This window comes from Undibacterium sp. Di26W, assembly GCF_049340265.1.
In the GTDB taxonomy this organism is placed as follows: domain Bacteria; phylum Pseudomonadota; class Gammaproteobacteria; order Burkholderiales; family Burkholderiaceae_D; genus Undibacterium.
This window is the reverse complement of record NZ_JBMPOR010000006.1, coordinates 201,149-222,670: the sequence shown is the minus strand read 5'-3', so window position 1 is coordinate 222,670 and position 21,522 is coordinate 201,149. Positions and strand designations below refer to the sequence as shown.

Here is a 21,522-nt window from a genome sequence, read left to right as displayed (position 1 = left end):
ACTCATGTCTTGGGCATCAATCAGAATATGCCGCATAGAAAGCAGGCACAACATGAACATCTCGCCAGTCGCTTCCGTATCGATACCGGCACTACAAACTGCATCAGACTTCAGCCTGAATACAGTCAATGCACTGTCGTCGGGAGCGAGCGCTCATCAGAGTTTCCTGGATGCAATCCAAAGCAATAGTATTATCGTCGACGTTTCTACTTTGGGTGAATTGCTTGCCAGCACGACTCGCCTGCAGAGCAAAAACACGGCGCCAGTGGCGGTAAACGATGCAGTTATTCAGGCCGATACGAACCAGACCAAGCAGACTAAGCTGGATATGGCTCAACTCACGCTGATTGCAGAACTATTGGTAGACAGCTTTAACCGCTTCCAGGCAAGCAATTCCAGTCCTGCAGCGTATCCTTTGATACCGACTAGCAACGACAGCTTGCTACAAGCCATGAATGCCGGTACCTTGAACGCGGCTGGCGAAACTTTATTTGAGCAACTGGCGAAAATAGGTATCAGCTTACAAAATACCGCCCTCCCGGGTAATGACACGCTATTGACCCTGGATGTGGCAACATTTCAAAACGCACTGACGAAAGACCCGTCCGCGACAATATCCTTATTGACACAATCTTTACAACTCCTGGGAAATGCAGAGACCACCCTGATTATCCAAAATCAAGAATTTTCTTCAGGTAATATTTTCACTACCGCAAGCACCCAAAAGACAGCCCTTGCCACTACCAGCACCAGTGCCACGGACGCGACTGGCAACACCAGCCCTTCAAGCGTGACGAATACAAATGAGCTAGTTCCTGGCAACGCGGAGATTCTTCTCAATCAGGTATTGACGACAGAGGCACTCTTGTCAGCAATAGCCAGCACTAACAATCCCCCTGCTGAAATTTTGAATCCCAGTGTTGCATCAAATTCCAATGTTGTCATTGATCAGACTAAAGCTGCCAGCAGCATTTCACCAGCAAGCCAGGCCACTTCAGCAGAATTGCCAGTGACAAATGATGTAGCAATACTGGATCAAACTAATACGCCTGCCATAACAGAGCCGAATATAGTCTCACCAGCCGCGGTATCTTCACCTACAGCAGAAACCGGGAATCTCCCTGCTACCACGGCAGGCAGGGAAAGTACGGGTAGTACGGGTACGGTTAATCAAGCTCAGTCAAATGTATTGAACACGCCCGCCCTAGATACAGTCACACTGGATAACACAAGCAACTTGCAAGCAAACCAGGCATCGCTGAGCGAGCCTCCTGCGCCCCCCCTGTCAGTATCGTCACCGTCAGTAAACAGCTTGCCAGAAAATGACGTGGTAACTGTTCCCGTAAAATTGAACAATATTGTCGTCCCAGAGCAGATTGTCGTCGAAGACCAGATCACAGCCAATCAGGCAATCCGCTTTTCCGAAGCACTGCAAGCTAAAGTTGACCTGGCCAATGCGGCATCAGGCGCGAACAATACCAGGATCGATAGCTCACTTCCGCTGGTAAGCTTGCCTGCTGCAACAAACATTACTGCATCAATCCCCGCATCCATCCCAACACCAACAACCAATACCAGTATTCAGCCAAGCTCAGCAATGCTTGAGAATGCGGTGACCACTACGGCTACCAGCGTTAATGGAGTACAAACTGGAGTACAAACAGGAGCACCAACAGCCGTCAATCCCCTGATTGCTGCAGCAATAGCAGCTTTTCGAATGGGAGATGGAATTGAACAAAAGCTGACAAAAAGATGGGGGATGCCAGACACCGATGCGGTGACAGCACCAGAAGAGGTAACGGCAGTGCAACCAGTCAAACTGGACTTGCACGAGCGCCCATACAATCAGCAGCATGATACAGCAGCAGAGCATGCCTATCATCTGGCAGAAGACCTGGGACAGCCAGGAAAAAAGGGCAACACCGCAAGCATCATCAATCTTAACGCTTAGAACCTATTTACGATCTCAGGTCGTGCGGACCTGGATCTGACGTATTTATTCACTGCGATCTGCGGTTGTGCCAACAACTTCCTTATACGCATGCCAGGTTGCATGGCCAATGATGGGCATGATGATCAGGAAACCGAGGTTCCAGGTCATGAAACCCAGTACCACACTGGCGATAATGAGTGACGCCCATACCAGCGTCACTGGCACATTGACGAACAGGGCCACGCAGCTGATGATCATGGACGTGATGGCATCGGTGTCCCTGTCCAGCATCAGCGGTATGGATACCCAGCTAATCGCAAATACCAGGCTGGCGAAAATAAAACCTATACACAGGTAGACACCCAGGAATTCCAGGTTATTCAGGGAAAAAAGCTGCGCCAGAAAACCATGCATGGTGGGCATGCCCTTGTTATAGAACAAAGCAAAGATCACCAGCGAAGCGCGCGCCCACACCATCATGATGACGGCCAATACCAGCGCCAGTACACCGATATTGCTCCAGCGCCCGCGCATGGAAAACACGCTGCCCAACAAACCCGAACGAATATTTTCCAGGCGGCGGCTGATATCGTATAAACCCAGCGCCAGCAAAGGGCCTACCAGCAGGAAACCACAGGTCAGGGCAGACAGATATTCAGGTGCATTATTCAATATCAGTTTCAATACCAAGCCCATGGCAGCAAAGCAGACGCCATAGAATAAGCTGGCGCCACCGGATGCACGAAAATCTTGCCAGCCCATTTTCAGCCAGGCGAAAGGACGCCATATTCCCACCCGCCGCAAGGGTGGGAAAACTGCCTCGTTGTCGATCACGGTCTTGATATCGGGTGGAGCGCTATCTTCGTCCCTGCCTTGATTGCTCATTAGCTGTCCCCACTTATTATGATCGTTTGACTGATATCCTAAGTCAGGATGGGTAGCATGGCAATGCTTGTCGCCAATACTTAAGCCTGACTCATTTCAATTTGTCGTGCAAAAAACTTGTCAGGGCAGACGACAATTCGGGGGCCGGTGGCAGGCTTGGGTCACCATAGGAAGCTATTTGCTGACTCATGTCGCCAGTCACAATCTTCAGTACATGATTCATATTGTGTACCAGCAGTTGCGTAGCGTCTGGTTTGGCAGCTTTCAGGGCAGTCAATTGTTTTGCGTCGACCTGTATGTCATTGTCACCTTGCAACAGCAAGACCGGGCAATTCAGCTTGCCGATTTCGTTTTCCGGGGTATAGCGAAACCAGGAAATCAGATAGGGTTGTACGCTGTCACGATATAAAGCTTTCAGTTCTGGCGGTACATCACTGACCAGTTTCCCGGCTTGCAGGGCGCTGATGATCTCTTCATTTTTTTGTGCCAGCAAAGGCGGCAATTTGCCCTGGAATTGCTGACGCAATATGTCGCCTGCATTTTTTGCCGGGCCAGCAATCGATATCACTGCCCTCACCTGTTCCTGCTGTGCCGACAGGATGGCAATCAGTGATCCCTCGCTATGACCGAGCATGGCCACCCCAGAAAAACGGGCGTCGGCTTTCAGCAACTTCAGCCAGGCAACCGCATCCTGGACATAGGTTTCAAAACGCAGGGCCGATTCGCTGGTGGCCGCCGCAGCGCTGGCTGCAATACCGCGCTTGTCAAAACGCAGAGACGCAAACCCGGTTGCGGCCATATCTTGCGCCAGCATTTTCAGGGAATTGTTTTTACCCTTCATGCCTGCGGAATTGCCATCCCTGTCTGTCGGCCCGGACCCGGCAATGATCAGTACCACTGGTACTTTACCCTGACCAGCAGGCAAAAGCAGGCTGCCGGCGATCTTGCCGGTGTCGGTCGCAAGGACCATATCTTGTTCAGTCACGGACGGAGCAAGCTGAACTGGCAGGTCAGCGGCCACACCGACAGCACAGAAACTCAAACTGGCAATACCAATACTTAATACAGCAGATAAAATGAGGCGCATGGTTTTATAGGATAGATAAATTACATGGTAGTGGAATCAGGCACCGGCGCTTCAAGCGTCATGATTTCTCAAGGCTCTTTCGATGCGGCGATCAGGTATCAGCCAGATCATGGCCATGCTGACGTATAAGGCCATGGAAACCAGCGGATACCAGAACGCCAGGGGAATTCCTGTTGCATAGGTAATCGGCGATAGCTTGCCCTTCCAGTCGGTGCCGACGGCTTTTTTCAAAATCGAATCCGGTCCCTGGGTCGCAATGATCTGCTGCTGCAAAATAAAATAGGCGATGGCAGCCAACAGCAAGACCAGGCCATACAACGCCACCGGGGCAGAGGCGAAATGGTTTTCACCTACCCAGCCAGATGCAAAAGGAATCAAGGATAGCCAGAACAGCAAATGCAGGTTCGCCCACAGAATGCCGCCGGTGACCCGGTGGCAGGTATGCAGCATGTGGTGGTGGTTATTCCAGTAGATGCCGACGTAGATAAAGCTCAGTACATAACTGAAGAATACAGGCCAGACCTGCAGCAAGGTATCCAGCGTACCGCCATGCGGCACCTTCATTTCCAGCACCATGATGGTGAGCAGGATAGCGATAACGCCGTCGCTGAATGCTTCCAGTCTGGTTTTTCCCATTATTAACTACCTCATCCTTTGGTTTTGTGTGTGTGATCGGATATACACTTCTACCGCCAGCAGCAAACTGCTACGGTGTTCGTGAGGAACCAGGATGTGCTGCGTCAGTCGCCATGGTATACCGGTCAGCGCCGATTCCAAAGTGCATTTCATCAGACAGCCTTACACCCTGACTCTCAGGTATGCAGCAATCGCCCGCCTGCAAATGACCAGTTTTCCCAGGCAGTTTCCCTGAAACAGACCATGATGTTTTCCGGATTCATGCTCTTGTCGCAGAGTCGCTTCATCAGGCTATCCAGTAATTTTTTCTTGACATTGACACTACGGCCTACCGACCAGAGTATCTCTATCAAGACAAAGTCCTGGTTACGGTTTTTATGCAAATCAGGATAATGCGGATCGAAACGAAAATTTTCTGTATCCAGTTCCAGGATGCGTTGAAACTTGTCCGTCTCCGGCACACCCGCTTCAACCAGTGCGGCATGCACGGCATTCAATACGGTTTCTTTGAAAAGCAGGGATTTGGGTTTGCAGACGGTGATTGTGACTAAGGGCATGATGTCTCCTTTCCACGCAAATTGTGGCAAGCAAGACGACGCAGGATGTGGTGTAACGTCGCCCGGCTGGCCTTAAGCTGAGGCAGCTCATTCCCTGTATTGGAATGAGTATTACCATTTTATCAAATTATTGAAAATAATTTCAGCTTTAGCAACAAGACGGAATCAACAGGCATCCAGGAACAAGATCACTGATCAGAATGTGTTGACCTAGTCAAGTACCCGGCACAGTGACAGCACGCTCCCCTGGTCCGGGCGCGCGGCACCGCTCAGCATGGTTTCGTAGACCTGACGCACATCGGCTTCGCCATAACCGTGGGTGACTTGCATCCATGGTTTTTCAGCGGCCATGACTGGCTGCATAAAGGCTTGCCATGCGTGTGCCAACCGGGTCTGTACACCACCCGGGCCCCAGTCTGTCATGCGTTTTTTAATTTGTGCCGGGGCAAAAAACAGGGTCGACCTGGCGCCCGGTAAATCGGATGCACCACTCAGTTCGTCCCAGTGGGTGCCACCCACGGCACAACTGTATTTCATATTGTCGCCAAAATGATGATGCAACTGGCTGCGTAATTGTCCGTTGCCTGCCATGTCCACATAGACTACTGGCTGGCCGGCTGCCAGCGTGGCGACCTGATCGTAACTGATCACCTGGTCATAGATACCCATATTGCGTACAAATTCGAGGTTCGCCGCCGAGGTCAGGCCGATGATCTTGCAAGCCTTGTCTTTGCGTAACGACAGCATGAATGCCAGGCCATACGCAGTTTTGCTGGAAGCGCTGGATATCAGCACAGATTGCGCACCAAAGAACTGATTGTCATCGAGAAAATCATCGATCATGAAGGAGGTGATAAACAGCGGTCGCAGCAAGACCTGCACATCTTCTGATTCTTTGGTGTAGCCCGGATCGGTCGTGGTCCTGACGTAGTGGTTATACAAGCCATGCATGGCCTGGCGATGTTCCGCCCCATCAGTAAAACCGGCATCCGACACCCTGGTGGCATTCACCGTCAGATGGGTCGCCATCGGGTAATAACCATAGAAACGTTCACCCACACCTACACCATCGGCCTTTGAGGCCAGCACATCGGCAAATCCCCAGACCGGGATATTGCCCCAGCCCTCTTCCGTAGGAAAGAAATTCCAGTATTGCATGGCCTTGCCAAAAGCGGCGTAAGTGACATTGTTGGAGGTAAAGGCAAAGCGGTCTATCTGCAGCAGCACCTGTCCGTCTTTCAGATCAGCCGGTTCTGGCACCTGTAGCGCTACAAATCTGGCGTCCGGCAAATTGCCTTTATTTACGATGAATTCTTTGGGCTGGATGGTCATGGTCTCGTTATCTGTTTTTTTAAAAAAATTAAGTATTACATGATTTTGCTATTTTTTCTGCGTCTTCAGTTTCATTTTAAATTTCCAGAAACACAATATTTCCCTCCACTTGCGCGCATCACGCTTCGCGCCGTTTTCAACACCGCTCACACCAAACTTCTGCAACCGGTCGCATAGCCGTTGAGAGCTGGCAGCGGCCTGTTTAGGCTCCATCTGTCGCACAAGCCACACCACATTCATCTCTTCCATCTGCACAGGAGCCTCATATGTCACTCATTCACACCACCGCCGGTAAAAAATTTATGCTGGCCAGCAGCCTGTTCTTTGTCCTGTCCACCCAGGCACTGGCGTTTTCAACTACCCAGTTCCAGACTGCTTTCCAGCAGTTCATACAACCCGCCAAGGGCAATGAAGAAAGTACCGCGACTGCCTTCAATGAATTGCTGAAGCAAGATCCGGCCAGTCCGCTGCTGATGGCCTATGCCGGTGCCAGCACCAGCAAACTGGCAACCACAACGATGTTCCCGTGGAAAAAAATGGCCTATGCAGAAGAAGGTCTGGCCATGCTGGAAAAAGCCCTGCAACTGGCAGCCAACAATGAGAATGCGCAGGGACATGGCAGCACGCCGGTCATACTGGAAGTCAAATTTGTGTCGGCAACCACGTTCTTAGCCGTACCCGCCTTCATGAACCGCGGCCCGCGTGGTATCAAATTGCTCAACGAGGTACTGGAACACAAACAATTCGAGAAGGCCGAACCGGGTTTCCGTAGTTCGGTACTGATGCGTGCCGCAGCCTTGGCCAATGAGCAAAAACGGCCTGAAGATGCCAAGCGCTACCTGGATGAAGCCGTCAAACAAAACCTGCCACAGGCAGAAGCCGCCAAAGCCATGCTGAAAGGGATTCCATCATGAGCCTGGCACCTGCGATTGAACTGCATGCAGTTCACAAAACCTATCGCCTGGGCGCCCATGTGGTCAAAGCCTTGCAAGGGGTAGACCTGTCACTGGCCCGTGGTGAGCTGCTGGCACTGACTGGTCCTTCAGGCAGCGGCAAGAGCACGATATTGAATCTGTGCGGATTGATCGACGATGCGGATGCCGGTGACATCTTGCTGAACGGCGTCAACATCGACCAATACAGCGAAACACAAAAAACACTGCAAAGACGCGACACCATAGGCTTTATCTTCCAGAGCTTTAACCTGGTACCGGTCATGACGGTGGCTGAAAACGTCGATTACCCGCTGTTCCTGACCGGTGTGCCGCTGGCAGAACGACGCGAACGTGTTGCCGCACAATTGAAGGCTGTCGGCCTGTATGAACATGCACAGCATTTGCCGGATGCCTTGTCGGGAGGCCAGCGGCAACGGGTGGCGATTGCCCGTGCGCTGATCAAACGACCCAGCCTGGTGATCGCTGATGAACCAACGGCCAGCCTGGATTCCCACACTGCTGATCAGGTGCTGGACCTGATGCGTGAACGCGGCCATGCCGAAGGCGTGGCTTTTGTCATCGCCAGCCATGACAACCGCTTGACTAGCCGCAGCGATCGTATCGTGTCCTTGCTGGACGGGAGACTGCAATGAAACAGAGCTGGATCAAATTTGCGTTTTATAACACCCTGCGCAATCGCCGCCGCTCCACGATTACTGTTGCCGTGGCCGCCCTGGGTACAGCAGCCATTTTGCTGGCAGGTGGCTTTGCGTATTCGACCTATGAAGGCCTGGCCCAGATATCGGCCCGCAGTACCGGCCACCTGATCATAGGCAAACCCCAGCATTTCACCAGTGACCAGGATGTGCCTTTGCAGTATGGACTGGACAATGCCGGCGACTTGAAAAACAAAATACTGGCAGACCCTGCCGTGCGCTATGTATTGCCCCGGATTGAATACAGCGGCCTGATCAGCAATGGCGATAAATCCACCATCATGCTGGCGGTAGGCATAGACCCCGATGCCGAATTTTCTGTCAAAGGCCCGACCCTGACAGTCAAGGAAGGCGAGCTGATACAGACGGATTCGACAGAAGCGGAAATCGTCCTGGGCGAAGCCCTGGCACGCAGTCTGAAAGCCAGGCCGGGCAGCAGCCTGACCTTGATGGCCAGCACCACCGACGGTGCGCTGAATGCGGTGGATGTCACGGTCAAAGGCCTGGTCTCAACCGGGGTACCGGATCTGGACAAGCGTCTGGTGTATTCGAATATCAAGACGGCACAAAAATTGCTGAATACGCAGCGGGTTTCCAGCCTTGGGGTGTTCCTGAATTCCATGGATGCAACCATGCCGGCCCAGGCCAGGCTGGCACAAGCTCTGCCCGGGTTGACGGTGCAAAACTGGCTGGAACAGGCTTTCTTTTACAAGTCAGTACGCGATTTGTATAACCGTATCTTTGGTGCACTGGGTGCCATCATCAGCTTTATCGTGGTGTTTGTGGTGGCGAATGCCATGGCCATGGCAATTATCGAGCGTACCCGCGAAATCGGCACCCTGCGTGCCATGGGTACTTTACCGGGGCAACTGACACGCAGTTTTTCTTACGAAGGCATGTTGCTGGGTGGCGCAGGTGCAGTACTGGGTGCGGTACTGGCAATCAGTGTGGCTTTGCTGTTGACGGTGTTCCCGGTGCAGATGCCACCGCCGCCCGGACGTTCCAGCGGCTATCCATTATTGATCAGTATTGATGCGGCGATGTATGCGATCACCATTTTCACGATGATTGCCTTGTCGATGCTGTCTTCTGCCGTGATCGCTCGCAAGACACTGCGCCAAGCGATTGTTGATGCACTGGCCCATAACTAAAAACCGGAAGCTACCATGAAAACCTATACACGCATCGCCATCCTGCTGCTGGCAAGCACCGCTGGTCTGGCCAGCGCAGATGAAGTCAGTGATTTGTTGAAAACCGCCGACCAGTTTCGCGTAGGCACAGAAAACATGCAGGTGGAAACCGAGATCACTACTTACGCCAAAGATGGCAGCAAGGAAAAGGAAAGAAATTATCTGGTGTTTTCCCAAACCAATCATCAATCACTGGTGTTGATGAAAAGCCCGGCAGAAAAAGGCCAAAAGGTCTTGATGCTGGGTGATGATTTCTGGATGCTGTTACCTGGCAGCCAGCGCCCGCTGCGCATTACGCCTATGCAAAAATTGCTGGGTGATGCCTCCATCGGTGACATTGCCACCATGAGCTGGGCCCAGGATTACACCGGCAAGATTATCGGCGAAGAAAAATGCAATGACAAACCCTGCCTGCATTTGAGCCTGAATGCCGTGCGCAAATCCGTGGCTTACCAGCGCATAGAACTGTGGCTGGGCAAAAGCCGGCATGAACCTGTGAAAGCAGATTTGTATGTGCAATCAGAAAAACTCGCCAAGCAAGCCAGCTTCATTCTCGACAAGCCGCAAGCACCGACTGCCGTCGCCGAAATGCTGTTGCTGGACCAGTTGAGCAGCCATAAAGAGACGCGGGTGCGCTATATCAGCCGCAAGCAAAAAACCGTGCCTGAACAATGGCTGAATCCCATGTTTTTGGCGAAAAACCCTAGCCTGGAGTAAGCATGTCTGACTTGACACATCATGCACGTGGCAGTGTGCTGGCTGTGCTGTTCTGCATCCCAGCGGTTGCCATGGCTGAAGAGGCCGACTTCAGCGGCCAGGTCCGGGGCTTGGTCAACAACATCAGCAGCAACAGTTCCAGCCAGCTCGCCATTGCGAATCAATTGGTTCCTGGCCTGACCAACAGTCATACGCAGTTGGCTGTCATGGAAACCGAGTTGCGTGCCAATGCCAAAGGTATCAATGCGGTCGCCACGGTGCAAGGGCAACTGAATGATGGCGGGCGTACCCAGGCCACGGCCTGGCTGAATGAATTGTATGGCAGCATGGGAGAGGGTGCCTGGCAATTCAGCGCTGGTAAAAAAACCATCGCCTGGGATGTCGGCTATGGCTTCAGGCCGAACGATGTGGTAGCGCAGGAAAAGCGCCGCTCACTAATCAGCAATACCATCATAGGCAAGCCTTTGCTCAGTGCTGAATACTTCGACGCGCATACTTCCGTGTCGGCGGTATGGGTCAACCCTGGTCACGCCGCGACTACCGATGTCGCGGATGAACAAGCGCTCGCCGCCCGGCTTTATCATCATGTCGGCGGTGTCGATTTGCATGGCTTTGCCCGTTACGGGCAAAACAATGGCGGCAGTGTCGGTGCCGCTGCATCATGGGTGGCGACCGATGAAATGGAAATGCATGCATCCCTGCGCTATATGCGGCACGACACCGGCCTGCGTATGAATGCCGACAACACGCTGTTGCAACGCAATACACCCTGGCAAAACAGTACGCAAAATAACATCGTGCAAGCCATGCTGGGTGCCAATTACACGACCGCATCGCAGCACAGTTTTTTCCTGGAAGTCTGGTGGGACGGTACTGCCTTGTCCGGGCGGGAATGGCAAGACTGGAACACGCGCAACCAGGCTTTGCAGAACAGTGCGACCAGCGTGAATCACCTGCCGCCAATGCGCCAGGTGATTGGCTATAACCTGGCCTGGCAAAATCAGGCGCTGTCGGCATCGGGCAATATCCGTCGCAAGAATGTTTTTGCACGCTGGAGCTGGCAAGAAAACAACTGGCAACCTTCACTGGATATCTTGTGGACGCCGGAAGACCATGGCCGCATCATCACGGCAGCCATGGGCTGGCAAGGCGACCGCATCAGTATCAACACTGGCTTGCGCCTGTATGGCGGCCCTGCCAGGGCGATACTGGCGCAATTGCCGGACAGCAGGATGGCCTATGTGTCTGCCACCTGGGCTTTTTGAAGCCGCAAGCCTGTGTTTAAGAACGGGTTTACGATCTTACTGCGCGGGCGTGATCGGAACTCATGCGCTGCTCAAAATGCTCATGTACTTAGAGTACATTCCGCTTTTTGCGCGGCTCTTCACCCCGCTGATGCAAGCACATTCGCTCGCTACAGATCGTAAACACGTTCTAAGCGATAATAGCGGCTTGTGCCATGATTACTGAAAGCCGCCTTATGTCGAAATCCTATGTTGATGCGAACTACCGTTTCATTGCCGCCAATCAGGAAGTGAATACCCGTATCGCCCAAAGACATCAGGCACTGACGCTGTATGTGACCCTGGTAGTGAGTCTGCTGGCGGCGCTGGTGGCCTTGAAACCGGGCGAGGCGACCAGTAAATTGCCGATAGAATGGCTGGTACTGGGTTTTCCGGTGGCGTCGATCTGCCTGGCATTCTTGAATTACAAGGCCGAACGTTCAATCACCAATCTGCGTCATTTCCTTGCTACCCTGGAAAGATTGGAAAACGCCCACCTGCATCTGCCCAGTTATAACACTGACCCGCGCTGGGCCAGGACAGCCAACAAGGCCAGGCGCTTTCAGGATTATGCCTGCGCGGTACTGGTTGCTGCAGCAAATGCAATAGGTCTGGGGGCGGTCGTGCATATTTACCCGGAGCGTATTGCGGCGAATCAGTTCGTTCTCTGGATCGGTGCCATCACCGCCCTGCTGTCACTGTTTGTTTTACTTTTCATGCCAGCCTGGAGTTATCAGCCAGATGATGAACCGGCCAGCAAGGGCGATACGCCAGCGCCCCCGGCAGAATCTGCGTGAGGCGACTGATCCATACGCACCGCATTGCGTCCTGAGAGTTTTGCCGCATACAGCATGCTATCGGCACGCTGGAACCAGGTATCGGTGTCTTCACCCGGCAGTTTTTTGGCGATACCGATGGAAACCGTTACCGGGTAATCACGCAGCAATTCTGTTTTTTCTACCAGTGCACGTAATTCTTCGGCAAAACGGGCCCCGTTGATGTGGTCAGCACCCATCGCGAGCACCACAAATTCTTCACCACCGTAGCGAAACAGGCTGTCAATGGCACGAATACGCCCACGCAGCAGCGAGCAGAAATTGATCAACACCTGATCCCCTACCGGGTGGCCGAACTGATCATTCACCTTCTTGAAATGATCAAGATCCAGGATCAGCAGACAGGCATTCACGTCGGAATGATCGTCGGCGCAAATTTCGTGCAACTTGCGGTCAAAGGCGCGACGATTGCCGACCCCGGTCAGGAAGTCTTTTTCTGCCTGCTGGTTCAGTTCGGAATGCTGCAGGTTAGTTCTATGGGAAAAAATGGCGGCAAACAGATTGATCAGTACCAGCGTCACGACTATGCTGGACAGATCCAGTACCGACATCGATCTGAACAAAATACCAATCAGGCACACCAGGGAAACTGAGTTGATCATCAGGGCTTCATTCGCGCGCAAAATGAAGAATGCGGCAATCATGGTGGGGTAGACCCAATACACGATGGCCAGCCCTTTGATATAGACGGCGGCCAGCATACCCAGGGAATAAAACACCGTGACGGCAATGCCTGCAAAGCGCACACGCCGGGTACGCCAGACAAACAGCATAATGCACAGCATGCCGGCAACAATCAACAGATCAACTGTTGCCAGCAGCCAGTTATTCTGGAGGATACGGATAATGCCGAAAGGAAGTATGCTGGGTATGCTCAGGCCGCAGAGCATCAGCAGGATGATTTCTTCTTTTGAGCGTTTTAAAAACATACTGAATTTCCCTGGCAGCTATGCTGGCGAGCAATCAGACATTTCACTTCGGCATAGTCAAGCTTGAGTTCAACATTAAGTCTGTCCGTTTCCAGACTAACTCAAGCAGGATGCATATGTCCAACACAAAACGATAGTGTTGGCATGAAAAAAACAGCTTTGAAGAATATTAATTCAGAATTCAGTGAAGCACCAGTTGCCATTCAGTCAGTAATATGCGGATGCAGCAATGCATACATCCAGAAATTGCCGGGCTTGCCACGTACCATGCGGAATGCCCTCAAGTACCCCTCGCGCTGAAAACCCAGTCGCTCCAGTACCCTGACAGAATTGGCATTGCCTTCCAGTACCGTGGCCTGTATGCGATTCAACCTGCCCTCGCCGAAGCCCCATTCACACAGGGCGCGGGCGGCGGCGGGCATGATGCGCCGGCCCCAGTATGCGGGAGCCAGGTCATAGGCCAGTTCTGCACTGCGATTGAGATCAGACATGGTATGGAAGCCGACTGTCCCTATCAGCACATCATCGGCCTTTCTGACGATAGCCAGCCGTATCGGTGAATTGACAGCGTCGGTTTCATAAATGGCAAGTTGGGGCAGCAAGTCATCTGCCGACTCCAGATTCCAGCTGGTATGGCGGATGGCGTTTGGGTTCTTCAGGTAGGCATACCATGCTGCTACATCACCGACACGTATATTGCGCAGCGTTAAATCGTCAAAACCCGGATCGGGGATGTTTGTTATCTGCATACAGGATATTGGATATCAGATATTGGCTATCAAAAAGTACAAGCAAATTTATTGTTTGGCGATCAGCTTGCGTACCACCGAATTGAATACTTCAACCATGTGCGGATCGAACTGGCTGTCGCTATTGGCATTGATTTCTGAAATGGCACTCAGCAGGCTACGCTTGTAACTGCGGTCTGAACGTTCGTTGGTGACCGAGCAAAAGGTATCAACGATGGATAATATGCGGGCACCAGGGTGAATCTGCTCACCCTGCAAGCTATTCGGATACCCGGAACCATCAAAACGCTCATGATGATCCAGCACCATGCGTGCCGCCTCATCCCAGCCACCAAAGCGCAACAGTATCTGGCTGCTGGTAACCACATGTTCCTGGATTTTTTTGACTTCTTCCTTGGACAGTATACCTTCCTTGTTAAAGATGCTATGTGGAATGAAGCTCATACCCACATCATGCATGAGGGAAGCGACTTTCAGTTGCTGCGCGTCGACACAAAAATTCAGCGCCTCATTCAGTGATTCTGTCAATTGCGCTACCTGGTCAGTGCGGTTCTTGCGATAGATACTGAGATTATCGATATGCGCCGCAAATTTGCGCATCAGGTCCATGTCAGCCGGTAAATCCAGCCCTACCTTCGGGTTTTTTGACGCGCTGTCATTGTTTTCAGCCTTGCCATCCAGCAAGGCAATGGCGTCCGTGAAGTGCTGAGACTGGAAACCATAGATACTGTTTTTTTGCAGTGCATCACACAAGTCATACAACTGTTTACGCCGTATGTCGCTGGTAAAGCCACGGGAAATCAAATCATTCAATAAATCTTCGACTTCATCGGTCGCCAGCAACAGGAATTCACCCAGTTCGCGGAAATAAGGATCCTGGTTCGCGCGAACTCTGGCGACGATTTCCTCTATACGGTGCAGTAAATCGGTGAAAGGCCCCAGTCCCACCATCTGGCAATTACCCTTGAGCGAATGCATGGCACGGAACAGGCGGTGGATAAAGGCCGTACCGCCGCCACTATTGAGTTCCTTGACGCAAGCCTCGGCTTCTTCACATGCCTCACGTGTGCAATCGACAAAATCGTCAATGACAGTGCGTTCCATGGCCAGAAATTCCGGACAGGTAAAAGTATCGGCGCCGTGCGGTGTATTCATTGTGGAGCGTTCCTGGTTGTCCTGCGTCAGTCAAAATGTTAATTACTATTAATTCCTGAAGTGTAGTGGCAGTTTTGCCTGTCGTGTCATAGGAGTCAAAAATTTACCCAAAGAAACATTAACTGAATTGCAAATAATTTGCTAAAATAAACACTAATAATGAATTTTTTGCATGTATACCACTCACTCATACAGTAAAGCATTCGGATCTGAACAGATAATCCATATCGACTTATCATGAAAACCAAAATACTGAAAATCGCCACCCCGGTGTGGCATATGCTTCCCAGACAGTTCCGGGAAACCGGTTTGGCAGCACGAATACGACAGCAATTCATACCGGCCCCCGAGCCTGAACTGATACCAGTCATACCAGAACCCGTACTTGAGTTACCTGCAGAAACACCCGTAGCAGACGCGCCAAACACTATCGAATTCATTCAGGCATGGCAAGACCGTTTGACTGCCAGGCATGATTATCTGCAAGATCCCGCCCTTCCTCTTCCTCTTTCCAGCTTGCTAAAATCGTCGATGTGTACAGAGCAGGTCATGCGTTCTGAAACCTTCCAGTACTGGACCGTGCGCATGGGCGACCGTCCAGGGCATATGCACAGGAAAATTTGGGAATGGGCGTTTATTACCCAGGCCCTGAAAGAACGCGGCATGCTTCAGGCCGGGCAACTGGGGCTGGGTTTTGCAGTGGGCACTGAACCACTGACTGCCCTGTTCGCCGCCCACGGTGCCAGTATCGTGGCGACCGATCTGTTCACAGAAGAAGCGCAGGCCAAGGGTTGGGTAGAATCGACCCAGCACGCGAATGGCTTTGAAGCCATCAATCAGAGAAATCTGTGTGATGAAAAAGAGTTGCACAGGCTGGTCGAATTCAAGTTTGCCGATATGAACAATATCAGTGAAGAACTGCATGGCAAATTCGATTTCCTCTGGTCTTCATGCGCATTTGAACATCTGGGTTCTATCGAACATGGCAAGAATTTTGTCTACAATGCCATGCATTGCCTGAAGCCAGGCGGGTTTGCCATCCATACGACCGAGTTTAATATGTCATCCAATGACGACACGGTAGACAGTGGCGCAACCGTACTGTTCCGCAAGCGTGATATTGAAGAAATCATCAGCACCTTGCAGGCACAGGGCCACCAGATAGACATAGACTGGGATGAGGGTGATGGTTACGCTGACGGCCATGTTGATCTTGCACCCTACATACAAGATACCCATTTACGCCTGCAGATAGAAAAATATGTGGTGACGTCGATCGGTTTGATCGTACAAAAAGCGCTTTAAAAATGATGAAAAAAAAATCCTGAAACCTTGTTGGTTTCAGGATTTTTTTAATTCAACTACCATCTCTTATTCAGCAAACACCCTGGTCGCAGGAGTGATACTGACGGCTTCCGCCTTGATGTTCAACTTGCGGTTACCAATGACGAGGTCTTCATCCAGCAATTCCCTGGGTTTTTCCGAATTGTATTTGATCGCAGAAAAACCATCGGATACCAGTTTGTCTTTCAGGCCCGCCGCATCTTTGGCGATCATGACCACCGACATGTTTTGTGCCGACAGGTGTTTTTTCATGGCAGCATTGACATCGGCAAGACTGAGTTTAGACAAATTATCGCGCATCATTTTCGTGAACTCTGGCGTGCGATACCATTGCGCATCCAAGGCATAACCCAGTTGCTGGTCTTGCGTTGCCGTCATCATGAAGACATTCTTCATCAGGTAAGTACGGGTGATTTCAAACTGTTCTTTGCTCAATCCCTGGTTCACCATCTTGTCGAGTTCAGCGACGGCGACACGCAGGGCCATGTGGGCATTTTCAGGCGCTACCGGGCGTATCCAGATTTCAAACAACTGCGACTGACGGGCACGATTTGGCGTCGGGAAAGACAAGAACATACCACCCGGGAAGGCCTCGATATACGCATAATCACCGTAATTCATCCCACGTATTTCGCGTATGCGCTGATACAGGTGGGAAGAACTGGAACGATGCTCACCCAGCCAGGTTTTCGCCAGCCACAGTGCCGCAAAATCAGGATGTGAACGGGTGACCGCAATCGGAAAGCCCATGGAAATCGCTGTTGCCCGGGTATTCTTTTCTATGATTTCAACTTCCATGCCCTGGCTGACTTTGCCAACCGGTGCAGCAATCGCAGCCACGCCAGCACCATCGGGCAATTTGCTCAGGGCTTGCTTCAGGCTGGTCACCATGGCGTCAGATACGTCACCAGAAATACCTACCTTCAGTGCACCTGTGGTATACGCTTTTTTCCAGAATTGTTTGACATCATCCAGGGTAATGGCGTCTATACCTTTGACCGTTCCCAGCACCGGGTGAGCGTAGGCAGAACCAGCAAATACATTGGTCTGCAAACGTTCTTTGGCAAATTCTTCTTCGTTATTGTCTTTCAGGTCCAGCAACAAGGCATTTTTCTGTTCATCCTTGATACGGCGGAAGTCTTCTTCACGGAAGCCGGGTTCCAGTAATTGCGGCAAAGCGATCTGGATGAATTCCTTCCATTTTTCCTTGTGCACGGAACCGCTGAAGCTGGTCATTTCCTTATCCGTCTGGGCCGAGAAACTGGCTGCCAGCGGGAACAGAATTTTCTTGACTTCATCGATCTTGCGCTCTTTGGAACCAGCACTGTCTATCATCGCCGCCGTCATTCTGGCCAGCCCTTCCTTGCCTGTCGGGTCTTGTGCCGAACCGGCAGCAAACACCAGCTTGAAGCGGATTTGCGGCAACTTCGATGCCTGCACCAGTACGTCAAACTTGCTATCCACAGGCTGGTCATTGAAACTCGCCAGTTTCGGCAAGCTGCTCAACTCCGTTGGCAAGGCAGTATTGGACAGGCTGGTGACGACCATGCCATCGTCAATCAGGTATTTTTTGGCGACCGCCTGTAAATCTGCAGGCGTCAGGCTATCAATCACTTGATAAAACTGATTGATGGTGGCGTAAGAGCGTTTGTAATGGACAAAGCGTGCCAGGGTACCAGCGATCTGGTCGGTGTTATCGAGGCTGCGTATCAGGCCATATTTGAGTGCGGACTTGGCGTCGGCCAGTTCCTGCCCGGATAAAGGTGTCTGGACAATGCGGGCGATTTTTTGCAGGATGGCGTCACGCACATACACGGTATCTTCTGCCTTCTTGACGCGCGCACCTATGGTCGCCAGGCCGGGATCTACACTGGGAGGTGTGAAATCAAATAACTGATCGACCTTTTGTTCATCCTGCTGCAAGCGCTTATAGATATCCGAAGTACTGCCGAAGGACAAAGACAGCAACATGCTCAATGCTGCGTGTTCCTTGTTCGTCACGGAAAAAGCCGGTGCATGGAAAGAAACAGCGACATACGGCAAGGTCGGGCTAGGCCACGGCACATGCTTGTACAGGGCACCCGTGGCTGGCGGTTCGGCCGGCACTGGTGCCTGCGCTTTACCGCGCTGCCACTGGCCCCAGTATTTTTCTATCAGGGCAATGGCGGATTTGGGTTCGACATCACCGGCCACGATGATGGTGGTGTATTCCGGCCGGTACCAGCGATCAAAAAAGGTCTTGGAATACGCATATTGATTCGGCATGTCCTCAATATCCTTGAGGAAGCCCATGGTCGTATGTTTATAAGTATGTTTCTGGAAAGCCGTATCACGCATCACTTCCAGCAATTTGCTGATGGGATTGGCGCTGTTTTTATTGTATTCACCCAGCACGGCGCGTGATTCGGTTTTGAAGTCGCTTTCGCTATAGGACAGATGCTGGAAACGATCTGCTTCAATTCTCAATACCGTTTCCAGGTCTTCCTTGGAAAAGGTCGTGTGGTAATTCGTCAGGTCATCGCTGGTATAGGCATTCTGACGTGCGCCAGTGGCGGTCAGGATATCCTTGTACTTGTCTGCCGGGATTTCCCTGGTACCACGAAACATCATATGTTCAAAGAAATGCGCGAAACCGGATTTGCCAGGTTCTACCTCATTGCGTGAACCAGTCTGTACCGGAATCTGTACCGATACGATATTCGGTAAACCGGTAGGCACGATGATGATTTTCAAACCATTTGGCAACAGCTTTTCCGTCGCCTGGAATGGCAATACATCTTTGCTGCCCGCTGCTTCCTTGACAGATTTGTTTGCAGGCCTGACGCCACTGGTGCCTGAATCTTGCGCTTGCAGGGGTAGGGCAAGGCCAGTCAGTGCCAGAGTCAGGGTCAAAGCAAGGGGTGAAACCGGCATGGCAGGTAGCATGTTTTTCATTTTTTCTCCGGATAAGGAAATCATTGAGGTAGATGATATTGTCGTCATAAGACTGCAAATGCAAGAACAAGTTCAGCAAATGCGCAGTCCCTTGGACAGCGCCACAAAAGCAAAACCCCCGCTGCAGTTTCCTGAAACGGGGGTTTTGATTGCCATCTTACTATTTACCGTCAAGACGCCTTATTTCTTGCGCTGGGGTGGCAAGTCAGTACAGACACCTTTATACACTTCTGCCGCCATGCCTATCGATTCACCCAGGGTAGGATGGGGATGGATGGTCTTGCCGATATCGACTGCATCCGCACCCATCTCGATTGCCAGGGCGATCTCACCTATCATGTCACCGGCGTGCGTGCCGACCATGCCGCCACCGACGATGCGTTTGGTTTCAGCATCGAACAGCAACTTGGTGAAGCCTTCATCACGCCCGTTCGCCACTGCACGACCAGAAGCCGCCCATGGGAAATGACCTTTTTCCAGCTTGACACCCTTGGCCTTGGCTTCATCTTCGGTCATACCTACCCATGCGACTTCAGGGTCGGTGTAAGCAACCGATGGAATCACGCTGGCATCAAAGTAAGCTTTTTCACCCCTTGCGGCTTCGGCTGCCACATGGGCTTCATGCACGGCCTTGTGTGCCAGCATGGGTTGGCCTACCAGGTCGCCAATCGCAAAGATATGCGGCACATTGGTACGCATTTGCTTGTCAACATTGATGAAGCCACGCTCAGTCACGGCGACGCCAGCCTTGTCGGCAGCAATCTTCTTGCCGTTAGGGCTGCGGCCTACTGCCACCAGCACCAGGTCATAGACGTGGGGCGCGGGCGCAGTTGCACCTGCTTCGGCAGCTTCAAATGTGACCTTGATACCTTCAGGTAGTGCTTCAACGGCAACCGTTTTGGTTTTCAACATGATGTTGTCAAAACGTTTTTCATTGAATTTTTGCCAGACCTTGACCATGTCACGGTCCGCGCCCTGCATCAGACCATCCAGCATTTCGACGACATCGATGCGGGCACCCAGGGTTGAATACACGGTCGCCATTTCCAGACCGATAATGCCACCACCGATAACCAGCATGCGCTTAGGTACCTGGCGCAATTCCAGCGCGCCGGTACTGTCAACGATACGCGGATCAGCCGGTACGAAAGGCAGATTCACCACAGAAGAACCCGCAGCGATAATTGCTTGCTTGAACTGTACGGTTTTCTTGCTGCCATCAGCCGCGGTGACTTCAATATGGTAAGGGCTAAGGAACTGGCCTACACCCTGCACGACATTGACCTTGCGGGCCTTTGCCATACCTGTCAGGCCGGTCGTCATTTTCTTGATGACGCCTTCCTTGTAGCTGCGCAATTTGTCGATGTCAATTTCCGGCTTGGCAAACGTCACGCCGTGTGCCCCCATGGATGCAGTTTCATCAATCACCGCTGCGACATGCAACAGCGCCTTGGATGGAATACAACCTACATTCAGGCAAACCCCACCGAGGGTGGAATAACGCTCCACCAGCACGGTATTCATGCCCAGGTCAGCAGACCGGAAAGCTGCTGAATAACCACCAGGACCAGCGCCCAGCACCATCATGTCGCATTCGATATCAACTTTGCCGGTGTACCCGGAAGCGATTGGGGCTGGCACCACAGGTACTGCAGGTGCTGCTGGCGCTGCAGCAACTGGAGTCGACGCTGCTGCCGGAGCAGCCTGACCTGCCGCCTCAACCAGCAACAGCAAGCTGCCTTCGGCCACCTTGTCGCCAACCTTGACCTTGATTTCTTTTACCTTACCGGCGTGGCTGGATGGAATTTCCATACTGGCCTTGTCCGATTCGACGGTGATCAGGGACTGGTCGACCTTGATGCTGTCGCCGACCTTGACCATGACTTCGATGACTTCAACTTCCTTGAAATCACCAATATCAGGCACTTTAACTTCGACTATGCCTACCGGCCCGGCGGGCGTTGCTGCAACAGGGGCTGCGGCAGGTACTGAAGCTGGTGCAGGAGCAGCGGCAATTGCTGGAGCTGCCTGAGCCGCTGGCGCTGCACTTGCCGCAGCACCTTCCGCTTCAATCACCAGCAACAAACTGCCTTCGGCAATTTTGTCGCCCAGCTTGACTTTCAATTCCTTGATGACACCGGCATGGCTGGATGGGATTTCCATGCTGGCCTTGTCAGATTCGACAGTCACCAACGATTGATCGACCTTGATGGTATCGCCCACCTTGACCAGCAATTCTATGACTTCAACTTCCTTGAAATCACCGATATCGGGTACTTTGACTTCGATTGTGCTCATGGTCTG

At 52.0% G+C, this 21,522-nt stretch carries 19 protein-coding genes; 8 read left to right on the top strand and 11 right to left on the bottom strand.

The window, feature by feature from the left end:
* Nucleotides 1-52 precede the first annotated feature (52 nt).
* Nucleotides 53-1,951: a hypothetical protein gene (locus ACO0LM_RS10120; RefSeq protein ID WP_423036694.1), complete on the top strand. Its 1,899-nt coding sequence runs from the start codon at nucleotides 53-55 to the stop codon at nucleotides 1,949-1,951.
* A 45-nt stretch (nucleotides 1,952-1,996) separates the two neighbouring features.
* Here ACO0LM_RS10120 and ACO0LM_RS10115 read toward each other — a convergent pair whose 3' ends face one another.
* The 6 genes from ACO0LM_RS10115 to ACO0LM_RS10090 form a co-directional block, all read right to left on the bottom strand.
* Nucleotides 1,997-2,818: a DUF2189 domain-containing protein gene (locus ACO0LM_RS10115; RefSeq protein ID WP_423036692.1), complete on the bottom strand. Its 822-nt coding sequence runs from the start codon at nucleotides 2,816-2,818 to the stop codon at nucleotides 1,997-1,999.
* Between the two features lie 91 nt (nucleotides 2,819-2,909).
* The gene (locus tag ACO0LM_RS10110) at nucleotides 2,910-3,905 is read right to left on the bottom strand and encodes an alpha/beta hydrolase family protein (protein WP_423036690.1); all 996 of its coding nucleotides are present in this window, start codon (nucleotides 3,903-3,905) and stop codon (nucleotides 2,910-2,912) included.
* Between the two features lie 51 nt (nucleotides 3,906-3,956).
* Nucleotides 3,957-4,541: a TMEM175 family protein gene (locus ACO0LM_RS10105; protein ID WP_423036688.1), complete on the bottom strand. Its 585-nt coding sequence runs from the start codon at nucleotides 4,539-4,541 to the stop codon at nucleotides 3,957-3,959.
* A gap of 176 nt (nucleotides 4,542-4,717) precedes the next feature.
* Nucleotides 4,718-5,098 carry a tautomerase family protein gene (locus tag ACO0LM_RS10100; protein WP_422987153.1) on the bottom strand — a complete coding sequence of 127 codons (381 nt, stop codon included), beginning with the start codon at nucleotides 5,096-5,098 and terminating at the stop codon, nucleotides 4,718-4,720.
* A 210-nt stretch (nucleotides 5,099-5,308) separates the two neighbouring features.
* The gene (locus ACO0LM_RS10095; RefSeq protein WP_423036686.1) at nucleotides 5,309-6,430 is read right to left on the bottom strand and encodes a DUF2855 family protein; all 1,122 of its coding nucleotides are present in this window, start codon (nucleotides 6,428-6,430) and stop codon (nucleotides 5,309-5,311) included.
* A gap of 48 nt (nucleotides 6,431-6,478) precedes the next feature.
* Nucleotides 6,479-6,685 (bottom strand): hypothetical protein, encoded by a 207-nt coding sequence (locus tag ACO0LM_RS10090; protein ID WP_423036684.1) that lies wholly within the window; start codon nucleotides 6,683-6,685, stop codon nucleotides 6,479-6,481.
* A gap of 11 nt (nucleotides 6,686-6,696) precedes the next feature.
* On the opposite strand from ACO0LM_RS10090, the gene ACO0LM_RS10085 reads away from it, so the two are divergent.
* The 6 genes from ACO0LM_RS10085 to ACO0LM_RS10060 all read left to right on the top strand — a co-directional run bounded on the left by ACO0LM_RS10085 (nucleotide 6,697) and on the right by ACO0LM_RS10060 (nucleotide 12,068).
* On the top strand, nucleotides 6,697-7,344 hold the full coding sequence (locus ACO0LM_RS10085) for a hypothetical protein (RefSeq protein WP_423036682.1): 648 nt from the start codon (nucleotides 6,697-6,699) through the stop codon (nucleotides 7,342-7,344).
* Nucleotides 7,341-8,018 (top strand): ABC transporter ATP-binding protein, encoded by a 678-nt coding sequence (locus tag ACO0LM_RS10080; RefSeq protein WP_423036680.1) that lies wholly within the window; start codon nucleotides 7,341-7,343, stop codon nucleotides 8,016-8,018. The genes ACO0LM_RS10085 and ACO0LM_RS10080 overlap by 4 nt, the downstream gene beginning before the upstream one ends.
* The gene (locus ACO0LM_RS10075; RefSeq protein WP_423036678.1) at nucleotides 8,015-9,232 is read left to right on the top strand and encodes an ABC transporter permease; all 1,218 of its coding nucleotides are present in this window, start codon (nucleotides 8,015-8,017) and stop codon (nucleotides 9,230-9,232) included. Before ACO0LM_RS10080 ends, ACO0LM_RS10075 begins: the two co-directional genes overlap by 4 nt.
* A gap of 15 nt (nucleotides 9,233-9,247) precedes the next feature.
* The gene (locus ACO0LM_RS10070; RefSeq protein WP_423036676.1) at nucleotides 9,248-9,988 is read left to right on the top strand and encodes an outer membrane lipoprotein-sorting protein; all 741 of its coding nucleotides are present in this window, start codon (nucleotides 9,248-9,250) and stop codon (nucleotides 9,986-9,988) included.
* A 2-nt stretch (nucleotides 9,989-9,990) separates the two neighbouring features.
* Nucleotides 9,991-11,253 carry a hypothetical protein gene (locus tag ACO0LM_RS10065; protein ID WP_423036674.1) on the top strand — a complete coding sequence of 421 codons (1,263 nt, stop codon included), beginning with the start codon at nucleotides 9,991-9,993 and terminating at the stop codon, nucleotides 11,251-11,253.
* Between the two features lie 215 nt (nucleotides 11,254-11,468).
* A complete protein-coding gene (locus ACO0LM_RS10060) occupies nucleotides 11,469-12,068 on the top strand; it encodes a hypothetical protein (protein WP_422987139.1) in 600 nt (199 codons plus the stop codon).
* On the opposite strand, the gene ACO0LM_RS10055 is transcribed toward ACO0LM_RS10060, so the two are convergent.
* The 3 genes from ACO0LM_RS10055 to ACO0LM_RS10045 all read right to left on the bottom strand — a co-directional run bounded on the left by ACO0LM_RS10055 (nucleotide 12,005) and on the right by ACO0LM_RS10045 (nucleotide 14,940).
* Nucleotides 12,005-13,036 carry a GGDEF domain-containing protein gene (locus tag ACO0LM_RS10055; RefSeq protein ID WP_423036672.1) on the bottom strand — a complete coding sequence of 344 codons (1,032 nt, stop codon included), beginning with the start codon at nucleotides 13,034-13,036 and terminating at the stop codon, nucleotides 12,005-12,007. The genes ACO0LM_RS10060 and ACO0LM_RS10055 overlap by 64 nt on opposite strands.
* A 203-nt stretch (nucleotides 13,037-13,239) precedes the next feature.
* Complete coding sequence (locus tag ACO0LM_RS10050) at nucleotides 13,240-13,785, bottom strand: GNAT family N-acetyltransferase (RefSeq protein WP_423036670.1); 546 nt, start codon at nucleotides 13,783-13,785, stop codon at nucleotides 13,240-13,242.
* A 48-nt stretch (nucleotides 13,786-13,833) separates the two neighbouring features.
* Entirely contained in the window at nucleotides 13,834-14,940 is a 1,107-nt protein-coding gene (locus ACO0LM_RS10045) for an HD-GYP domain-containing protein (RefSeq protein WP_423036668.1), read from the bottom strand.
* 237 nt (nucleotides 14,941-15,177) lie between these two features.
* On the opposite strand from ACO0LM_RS10045, the gene ACO0LM_RS10040 reads away from it, so the two are divergent.
* A complete protein-coding gene (locus ACO0LM_RS10040; protein ID WP_423036666.1) occupies nucleotides 15,178-16,245 on the top strand; it encodes an SAM-dependent methyltransferase in 1,068 nt (355 codons plus the stop codon).
* Between the two features lie 66 nt (nucleotides 16,246-16,311).
* Here the strand turns inward: ACO0LM_RS10040 and ACO0LM_RS10035 are convergent, their stop codons facing one another.
* Nucleotides 16,312-19,218, bottom strand: coding sequence for a M16 family metallopeptidase (locus ACO0LM_RS10035; RefSeq protein WP_423036664.1), 2,907 nt, complete (start codon nucleotides 19,216-19,218; stop codon nucleotides 16,312-16,314).
* A gap of 180 nt (nucleotides 19,219-19,398) precedes the next feature.
* The gene (lpdA, locus tag ACO0LM_RS10030) at nucleotides 19,399-21,516 is read right to left on the bottom strand and encodes a dihydrolipoyl dehydrogenase (protein WP_423036662.1); all 2,118 of its coding nucleotides are present in this window, start codon (nucleotides 21,514-21,516) and stop codon (nucleotides 19,399-19,401) included.
* Nucleotides 21,517-21,522: the final 6 nt, after the last annotated feature.